This window comes from Thermocrispum municipale DSM 44069 (assembly GCF_000427825.1).
GTDB classification, from domain to species: domain Bacteria; phylum Actinomycetota; class Actinomycetes; order Mycobacteriales; family Pseudonocardiaceae; genus Thermocrispum; species Thermocrispum municipale.
Genome location: NZ_ATYT01000023.1, coordinates 1 through 8,003 on the forward strand (window position 1 = coordinate 1; position 8,003 = coordinate 8,003).

Annotated in this window: 10 protein-coding genes; 7 read left to right on the forward strand and 3 right to left on the reverse strand. The window is 68.0% G+C overall.

Annotated elements, in window-relative coordinates; translation table 11 throughout:
* On the forward strand, positions 1-264 hold a 264-nt coding region (locus tag YWM_RS23905), incomplete at its 5' end, for an integrase core domain-containing protein (protein WP_028851434.1).
* On the opposite strand, the gene YWM_RS25745 is transcribed toward YWM_RS23905, so the two are convergent.
* Both YWM_RS25745 and YWM_RS0115205 read right to left on the reverse strand, forming a co-directional pair.
* Positions 219-518: a three-helix bundle dimerization domain-containing protein gene (locus YWM_RS25745; RefSeq protein WP_245566057.1), complete on the reverse strand. Its 300-nt coding sequence runs from the start codon at positions 516-518 to the stop codon at positions 219-221. The two genes, YWM_RS23905 and YWM_RS25745, sit on opposite strands and share 46 nt — an antisense overlap.
* A 102-nt stretch (positions 519-620) precedes the next feature.
* On the reverse strand, positions 621-902 hold the full coding sequence (locus tag YWM_RS0115205; RefSeq protein WP_245566058.1) for an ArsR/SmtB family transcription factor: 282 nt from the start codon (positions 900-902) through the stop codon (positions 621-623).
* Positions 903-1,189: 287 nt separating this feature from the next.
* On the opposite strand from YWM_RS0115205, the gene arsD reads away from it, so the two are divergent.
* The 5 genes from arsD (at position 1,190) to YWM_RS0115225 (ending at position 6,322) form a co-directional block, all read left to right on the forward strand.
* Complete coding sequence (gene arsD / locus YWM_RS0115210; RefSeq protein ID WP_028851436.1) at positions 1,190-1,567, forward strand: arsenite efflux transporter metallochaperone ArsD; 378 nt, start codon at positions 1,190-1,192, stop codon at positions 1,565-1,567.
* A gap of 2 nt (positions 1,568-1,569) precedes the next feature.
* A complete protein-coding gene (arsA, locus tag YWM_RS0115215; protein ID WP_245566059.1) occupies positions 1,570-3,369 on the forward strand; it encodes an arsenical pump-driving ATPase in 1,800 nt (599 codons plus the stop codon).
* Positions 3,370-3,438: 69 nt separating this feature from the next.
* On the forward strand, positions 3,439-4,902 hold the full coding sequence (locus YWM_RS0115220; protein ID WP_028851438.1) for an arsenic transporter: 1,464 nt from the start codon (positions 3,439-3,441) through the stop codon (positions 4,900-4,902).
* A gap of 53 nt (positions 4,903-4,955) precedes the next feature.
* Positions 4,956-5,204, forward strand: coding sequence for a DUF2180 family protein (locus YWM_RS25750; RefSeq protein WP_084612437.1), 249 nt, complete (start codon positions 4,956-4,958; stop codon positions 5,202-5,204).
* 47 nt (positions 5,205-5,251) lie between these two features.
* Positions 5,252-6,322 carry an ArsO family NAD(P)H-dependent flavin-containing monooxygenase gene (locus YWM_RS0115225; protein WP_028851439.1) on the forward strand — a complete coding sequence of 357 codons (1,071 nt, stop codon included), beginning with the start codon at positions 5,252-5,254 and terminating at the stop codon, positions 6,320-6,322.
* A 591-nt stretch (positions 6,323-6,913) separates the two neighbouring features.
* Here the strand turns inward: YWM_RS0115225 and YWM_RS23915 are convergent.
* Positions 6,914-7,735: a flavin-containing monooxygenase gene (locus YWM_RS23915; protein WP_245566060.1), complete on the reverse strand. Its 822-nt coding sequence runs from the start codon at positions 7,733-7,735 to the stop codon at positions 6,914-6,916.
* Between the two features lie 62 nt (positions 7,736-7,797).
* On the opposite strand from YWM_RS23915, the gene YWM_RS23920 reads away from it, so the two are divergent.
* Positions 7,798-8,003, forward strand: a 206-nt coding sequence (locus tag YWM_RS23920; RefSeq protein WP_156914793.1) for a helix-turn-helix domain-containing protein, incomplete at its 3' end; no start/stop codon positions are given.

Sequence of the window (8,003 nt, forward strand, 5' to 3'; positions counted from 1 at the left end):
GAGCTGCTCCACATCCGCACCCGGCGTCGCTCACCCGGCCAGAACGGCGTGCGGGAACGGGCATTCGGATCGCTGAAGTACGAGCACCTCTACCGGATGGAGATCGACGACGGGCAGACCCTCGCCGCCGAGGCCGAGCGCTACCGGCACGTGTTCAACCACATCCGCCCCCACGAGGCACTCGGCATGCAACGACCGATCGAGATCCACCAGCAAGATCAACAAGCACAACTTTCATCCAAGAAAACTGAGCCAGATTCTTGACGCGGGACATTGGCGATCGAGGTGAGGCGTTCGCGGGCGAAACGCGTCGCGAGGGTCGCGAGGTGGGTATGCACCCGCGCGGTGGCATTGAGTTGCGTGTAGGTCTCGTCCAGTACCGCGCGGATGGTCTCCGGGCCGAAGATCCCCTGAAACTGGGGTTGCAGGTCAGCGGTAGCGCGGTCGAGGAGTTCAGTGACGTGTGGGTCGGTCAGCCGGTATTCCTCGGCGTCGTGGTGGTGGGGTGACGTGGACATGGTCAGCCGCCTGGAGTTCGGAAGGGCGAGTCTTGGCTCGGGGCTTGCTTGGCTGGGGTCAGGGCTCCTATCGAGTGCTGTTGATGGGACGTCGCGCTCGGCTCAGGCACAGGGGCGGCGGATCGCCTGGGCGCGGTGTGCCTGCGCGGTGAGGTTCGCGATGCCGACGGTGAGCAGGCTTAGCGCGTCCGGGCGCAGCCGGTAGTAGGTGTACCGCCCGCGCGGCTCAGCGGTGACGAAGCCAGCTTCGCGGAGAACACGCAGGTGGTGGCTGATGGTGGATTGCCGTGCTCCGGTGTCGTCCACCAGGTGGCAGGTGCACATCTGCTCCCGCGCGAGCAGGCGCACGATCTCCGCGCGGAGCGGGTCCCCGAAGAGCTTCACCACAGCCTCGGCAAGGTCGGGTTGCGCCTCCACAGCCTGCCCGGGAGCCTCTTCTGCGTCAGCCCCAGCAACGGGTGATATCAACATAGTTCGATGAAAGCACCGAGCAAGGTGTCCCGTCAAGCAAAGGCACGAATGGTTCACGATAGCTATGAGCTGCTGTTTTGATACTTCTCCTCATGCCCAGAAGTCAGATGAGTCCGTGGTCACATCAGCTTGGTTTGATTCATCAGCTTCGGTCGATGTAGCGTCACCTGGGTAGTGCTCCCAGCGGGAAGGGGTCCGTGATGGCGTCTGTCGAGATTTATGACCCGGCGATGTGCTGTTCGACCGGGGTGTGTGGCCCATCGGTGGACCCGGCGTTGACGCAGTTCGCCGCTGACGTGGAATGGCTGGGCTCCGCGGGCGTGGAGGTCCACCGGTTCGGGTTGTCCTCCCAGCCCGGCAAGTTCGTGGAAAACAGCGAGGTCGGCGCGCTGCTGAAGGACAAGGGCGAAGAAGCCCTGCCTGCTGTGTTCGTCGACGGTGCACTGCGCACCTCCGGGCGGTACCCGACCCGCGTGGAACTGGCCGAGTGGACGGATGTGGCCACCGAGCGCCCTGGCCTGCCGGTGATCGAACAGGCCGATCCCGGCAGTGGTTGCTGCGGCGGCGGGGAGTGCTGAGCGTGGGCACGGTGCCCGCCGATCAGGTCCTCGGCGGTCTGCTCCGGGTGCGGACGCCGTTCGTGTTCTTCACCGGTAAGGGCGGCGTGGGCAAGACGTCGACGGCGTCGGCGACGGCGATCGGACTGGCCGATGCCGGGCGCAGCGTGCTGGTGGTCAGCACCGACCCCGCCTCCAACCTCGACGAGGTCCTGGAGACCACCGCGGGACGGGACCCGCGGCCGGTACCCGGGGTGGCCGGGTTGTTCGTGATGAACCTCGATCCGAACGTGGCGGCGGCCCAGTACCGGGAGAAGGTCCTCGGCCCGTACCGGGACAGCTTGCCCGCTTCGGCGGTGGAACAGATCGAAGAACAGCTCTCCGGCGCCTGCACGGTCGAGATCGCAGCATTCAACGAGTTCGTCGCGTTGCTGACCAACCCTGAGATCCGCGAGCGGTTCGACCACGTGGTCTTCGACACCGCACCCACCGGACACACGCTGCGGCTGTTGAGCCTGCCCAGCGCGTGGTCGGACTTCCTGGCCACCAACCCCGGCGGCGCCTCGTGTATCGGCCCGCTGGCGGAGATGGGCGCGCAGCAGCAGCGCTACGCCGAGGCGATGCACGCCCTGGCCGACGCTGATCAGACCACGCTAGTCCTGGTGACCCGCCCCGAGCAGGGAGCACTCGCGGAGGCCGGGCGGGCGTCGGCCGAACTACGGGAACTCGGTGTCGGCAACCAGCGATTGATCGTCAACGGCGTGTTCACCACCACCCGCGACGACGATCCCCTGGCGCAGGCGTGGCAGCAGCGCGCCCAGGACGCGCTGGAGCAGATGCCCGCGTCGTTGGCGGAGGTCACCGAGATCGAGTCCGTGCCCTTGCTGCCGGAGCTGCCGCTGGGCGTACGGGGCCTACGCGCCATGCTCCGCCCCATGCCGCCAGCGAGCGCGGTCTCCACAGCGGATGCCATGTTGCCCGCCGGGGTGGCGACCCATGTGCGGGATCTGATCGAGGAGGTCGCCGCCAACGGCCGCGGTCTGGTGATGACGCTGGGCAAGGGCGGCGTCGGCAAGACCACGGTCGCCTCCGGGGTCGCCGTGGGGCTCGCTCGGCGGGGGCTTCCGGTCACGCTGACCACGACCGACCCGGCCGCGCATCTGGACGCCTCGCTGAGCGACGGTCTTGGTGACCTGGAGGTCACGCGCATCGACCCGGTGGCCGAGACGGCAGCGTATACCGAGGCGGTGCTCGCCGAGGCCGGCGCGAATCTCGATGAGCAGGGCCGGGCTTTGCTGGTGGAGGACCTACGGTCGCCGTGCACCGAGGAGATCGCCGTCTTCCACGCCTTCGCCCGCACCGTGGCTGCCGCCCAAGACCGGATCGTCGTGGTCGACACCGCCCCGACCGGGCACACGCTGTTGCTGCTGGATGCCTCGCGCAGCTACCAGCGCCAGTTGTCCCAGCAGACTGGCCAGGCGCCACCACCCGAGGCCGTGGAACTCCTCGACCGGCTGACCGACCCGGATTACACCCGCGTCGTGCTGGTGACACTGCCGGAGGCCACCCCAGTGCATGAGGCCGCCGCGCTACAGGGGGATCTCGCTCGGGCAGGCATCAAGCCGTTCGCCTGGGTGGTCAACCAGAGCTTGGCCGCGGCCTCCCCCGCCGACCCGCTGCTGGTGGCCCGCGCCGCCTCCGAACGCCGCTACCTCGCCGAGGTCGCCACCGACCACGCCGAGCGCACCGCCGTGCTGCCGTGGCGCGCGACGACACCGGTCGGTGCCGAACAACTGGCACTTCTCGCGAACGGCGAGCACTAACCCGACTGGTGGCCGGTAGCCGACCGGCACCGACTCTGACTCACGCTCGACAGGAGGGACGACGACGCCATGACTGTGGCAGCCATTCTGATCTTCCTCGCCACGCTCACCTTGGTGATCTGGCAACCCAAGGGGCTGGGCATCGGCTGGAGCGCGCTCGGCGGCGCGGTGGTGGCCCTGGCGACCACGGTGGTGCACCTGTCCGACGTGCCCACCGTGGTCGGCATCGTCTGGAACGCGACGCTGGCCTTTGTCGCCGTGATCATCATTTCGCTGATCCTCGACGAGTGCGGCTTCTTCGAGTGGGCCGCCCTGCATGTGGCCCGGTGGGGACGCGGGCACGGGCGTGCGTTGTTCGTGTTGATCGTGCTGCTCGGGGCCGCGATCGCCGCGGTGTTCGCCAATGACGGCGCCGCGCTGATCCTGACACCGATCGTCATGCAGATCATGCTCGCGCTGCGGTTCTCCCCGAAGGCATCGCTGGGGTTCGTCATGGCCACCGGGTTCATCGCCGACACCGGCAGCCTGCCGCTGGTGGTGTCGAACCTGGTCAACATCGTCTCCGCCGACTTCTTCGGCATCGACTTCGCCCGATTCGCCGCGGTCATGGTCCCGGTCGGCCTCGTCTCCGTGGCCGCCAGCCTGGGCGTGCTGCTGCTGTACTTCCGCCGCTCGATCCCCAAGACCTACGACGTCACCGCCCTGCGCCAGCCAGCGGAGGCCATCAGCGACCAGGTGACCTTCCGCGCCGGGTGGGGCGTGCTCGTCCTGCTGCTGATCGGCTACTTCGGCGCCGACCCCATCGGCGTGCCGCTGTCGGTCGTGGCCGGAGCCGGCGCGCTGATCCTCATCGCGGTCGCCGCCCGCAAGCCTGCCTTCGCCTTCCCCCAGTCCGTGCGTCAGCCGCGACCCGCGACCGTGGGCGCAGGGGGCGTGGGGAACGGCGAGCAGCACCCGGTGGGCGATCCGCGCAACACCGCCGACGCGGGCGATCTCGCCGCGGCCCCGGCCACACCCGACGACCGTCCTACCGGACCGCGACGCATCCCGGTCGGCAAGGTCATCCGAGAAGCGCCCTGGCAGATCGTGCTGTTTTCCATCGGCATGTATCTCGTCGTCTACGGCCTGCGCAACCAGGGACTGACCGGCGAGCTGGCCAAGCTGTTCGGGTTCTTCGCCGACCACGGAGTGCTCGCCGCTGCACTCGGCACCGGACTGGTCGTGGCCGTGCTGTCGTCGATCATGAACAACATGCCCACCGTGCTCATCGCCGCACTGGCCATCGGCGCCGTCGGCGCCACCGGGCTCACCCACGAAGCGATGGTCTACGCCAACGTCATCGGCTCCGACCTCGGCCCCAAGATCACCCCGATCGGCAGCCTGGCCACCCTGCTGTGGCTGCACGTGCTCGACCGCAAGGGAATGCACATCGGCTGGGGCCGCTACTTCCGCACCGGCATCGTGCTCACCATCCCCGTCCTGCTCGTCACACTCGCCGCACTGGCCGGGTGGCTCATCATCATCGGCACCTAACCCGGAGTACCGGGCCGACACGGTCCTCACAGGAACACGGGAGGAGAACCGTCATGCACTGCTTCGACTGCGCAGAGCACAACGTCGAACGGCCGGTCGTGGGGACCTGTATGGACTGCGGGGCGGGCGTGTGCGCCGAACACGCCCGCCCCGAACGACGCCCCGTCACCTGCCGTGTGGTCGGTCTGACCGTCGTGAACCAACCGGCGCGAGTGGCAGCTCGTATCCTGCGCTGCGCCTCCTGCACCCAGGTCCGCACCACCGTCGCGGCCTGCGAAAAACAGGGGGGCCGGAACTGCTAGCAACCCTCGCCAGCGTTCGACGCCACGTGCGGAAACGGAGGTAGGACATGGCCGAGGTAGCGGACGTAGTCGTGATCGGCGGTGGTCAAGCCGGTTTGGCCGCCGGTTACTTCCTGCGCCGAGCCCGCCTGAACTTCGCCATCCTGGACGCACAAGACCAGCCGGGAGGGGCGTGGCGGCACGGCTGGGACTCGCTGCGGCTGTTCTCCCCGGCCGAGTACAGCCCGCTGCCCGGCTGGTGGATGCCCCGCCAAGACGGCGAAACCTTCCCCACCGCCGACCACGTCGTCGGCTACCTCCGCGACTACGAGCAGCGATACGAGTTGCCCGTGCACCGCCCCGTCCACGTGCGCGGCGTCCACGACGCGGGGGCGTGGCTGGCCGTCGACACCGACCACGGGACCTGGCGCACCTCGATCGTCATCAGCGCGACCGGCACCTGGGACTCGCCGTACCTGCCCGTCTACCCGGGCAGCGACGAGTTCGCGGGAGAACAACTGCATACCGTCGCCTACCGCTCGCCGGAGCGGTTCCGCTGCCAGCGCGTGGTCGTCGTGGGAGGCGGTAATTCCGCAGCACAGATCCTGGCCGCGGTCTCCACGGTCGCCGACACGACCTGGGTCACCCAGCGTCCACCCCGGTTCATGCCCGACGACGTGGACGGCCGTGTCCTGTTCGACGTGGCCACCCGCCGCGAAGCCGCCCGCCGGGCTGGCACGGACAGCGACGGTGTCTCCGGACTCGGGGACATCGTGATGGTGCCCAGCGTGCGCGAGGCCCGTGATCGCGGTGTGCTGCACGCCCTCCCGATGTTCGACCGCCTCACTCGCAACGGCGTGGCCTGGAACGACGGCACCGAACAGCCCTGTGACGCGATCATCTGGTGCACCGGGTTCCACCCCACCTTGCGCCATCTCGATCCGTTGGGATTGAGCTACGAGAATGGCGTGCCGAAAGCCGTAGGCACCCGGTCGGTCGATGAGCCACGCCTGTACCTGTTGGGGTACGGGGACTGGACCGGTTCCGCCTCGGCCACCTTGATCGGCGCGGGCCGCACCGCGAAGTCGATCGTCGCCGACATCGCCGATCGCATGCGCTCGCACGAAACGGCGGGGTGACGCCACGCGAGCCTCGCCACGAATGAACCAACAATTCCGGACTCCTGAACGGCGAGCCGTCGTCGCTTGCAGCACCGGACAAGTTCCGTCCTCACAACTAGCGGCAAAACGTACTTGTGCTTGCCAGGTCGTTCATGTCGTGAGAGTGAACGTCGCGGGCGCCGACCGCACGGTGCACATGCGACGGACGATGGCGTCGACGCTGTGCTGGGATCGTTGGTGTGCCAATGCGATGCGGTGGTGCCCGTCTTCGACGAAGTACAGCTCGCCCAGTTGGATCAGGCGTATGGGGCTCCATCCCCGCACGTCGCCATGCGTCCGGGTTCAACGGCCGGAAAGTGCGATCGAAGTCGTGCGGGCGAGCGATCGTTCCCGCGATTCTGTCGAGAGAAACCACATCCGGCGTGCTGTGCTTCTGGTTGCAGGCGGCGTCGGGATCGTGCCCGAGGACGGCGAGGACATCCGTGAGCACCAGCAAGGGAGCATGTTTCGCCCGCGGGCGAAACCTCGGCAAGCCCGCCGTGAACGCACGAAGCCAGGACATCGTCAGATTCCTTCCGAGATCGATCGCATCGACACGCCCCAGGTTGATCAGGTGCGGGCGCGGAGGAGTCGTGCCGTGACGTAGCGGGCGTCGCGGCCAACGCCGCGCAGGGTGGCGGAGGCGAAGCTGCGCTGCCATTCCAAACCGACATAGCCGAGTCCCGGCACGGTTGTCGACAACCCCCGTTTCTGCAGAGGAAGCCCGTCGTCGGTCAGCGCCCCGGTTCCGTCGAGATAGGACAGTTCGGGGCGGTAGCCGGTGGCCAGGATGAGGGTGTCGACGTGTTCGCGGGTGCCGTCAGCCCAGGTGAGCTGGGAACCGTCGATGGCGGTGAACATCCGCCGCTGGTCGGGGTTGCCCGTGTCGATCACCTGGCAGTAGCGGCCGTTGTCGTTGACCGGCATCGGCGGCGGGTTGCGTACCAGGTGCCCGATCGGCAGATGATCGAATCCGCTGACCACGGACCAGAAGTGCACGTCCCGGCCCAGGATGAGCTGCGGTGCGAACTTGATCGGGTGCCGGGTGGCCAGGCTGACCCGGGCGTGCTCGGCGAGTTCGGCTCCGATCTGAACCGCCGAGTTCGCCGCGCCCACCACGACGATCCGCTGCCCGGTGAACCCAGTGGGTTCGCGGTAGTCGGCGGCGTGCAGCACCGTGCCGGTGAACGAGTCCAGGCCCGGCAGATCCGGCCGGTAGGGACGCCCGAACGCTCCGCTCGCGGCGATCACAACGGACGCGGTCACTGCCTCACTGTTGTGCACCTCGACCACGAAACGCGGGCCATCTCGGCGAAGCCGTTCGACGCGATGATCGGTGCGGATCTCGGCGTCGAGGTTCTTGGCGTAGGTGGAGTACGCGGTGGCCGACATGTGTCGCGCGTCAGACTTTGTGGCTCAGGGGTTATGTAGGTTCCTGAGCAGGAGGTATGACGATGAGCCGTCCCCCGGTGTTCCCGGTGGAGGACAAGATCCGGATCGTGCTGAGCGTGCTGTCCGGGGAGATGACGATCGCCGAGGCCGCTCGGCGGAACAAGGTCTCGGAGCAGTCGGTGTCGCGGTGGAAGGCCCAGTTCCTCGAGGGCGGCCGGGCCGGGGTTGCCGAGGGCGGTAAGGCCGGTCCCTCGAGTCGTGAGGAGCA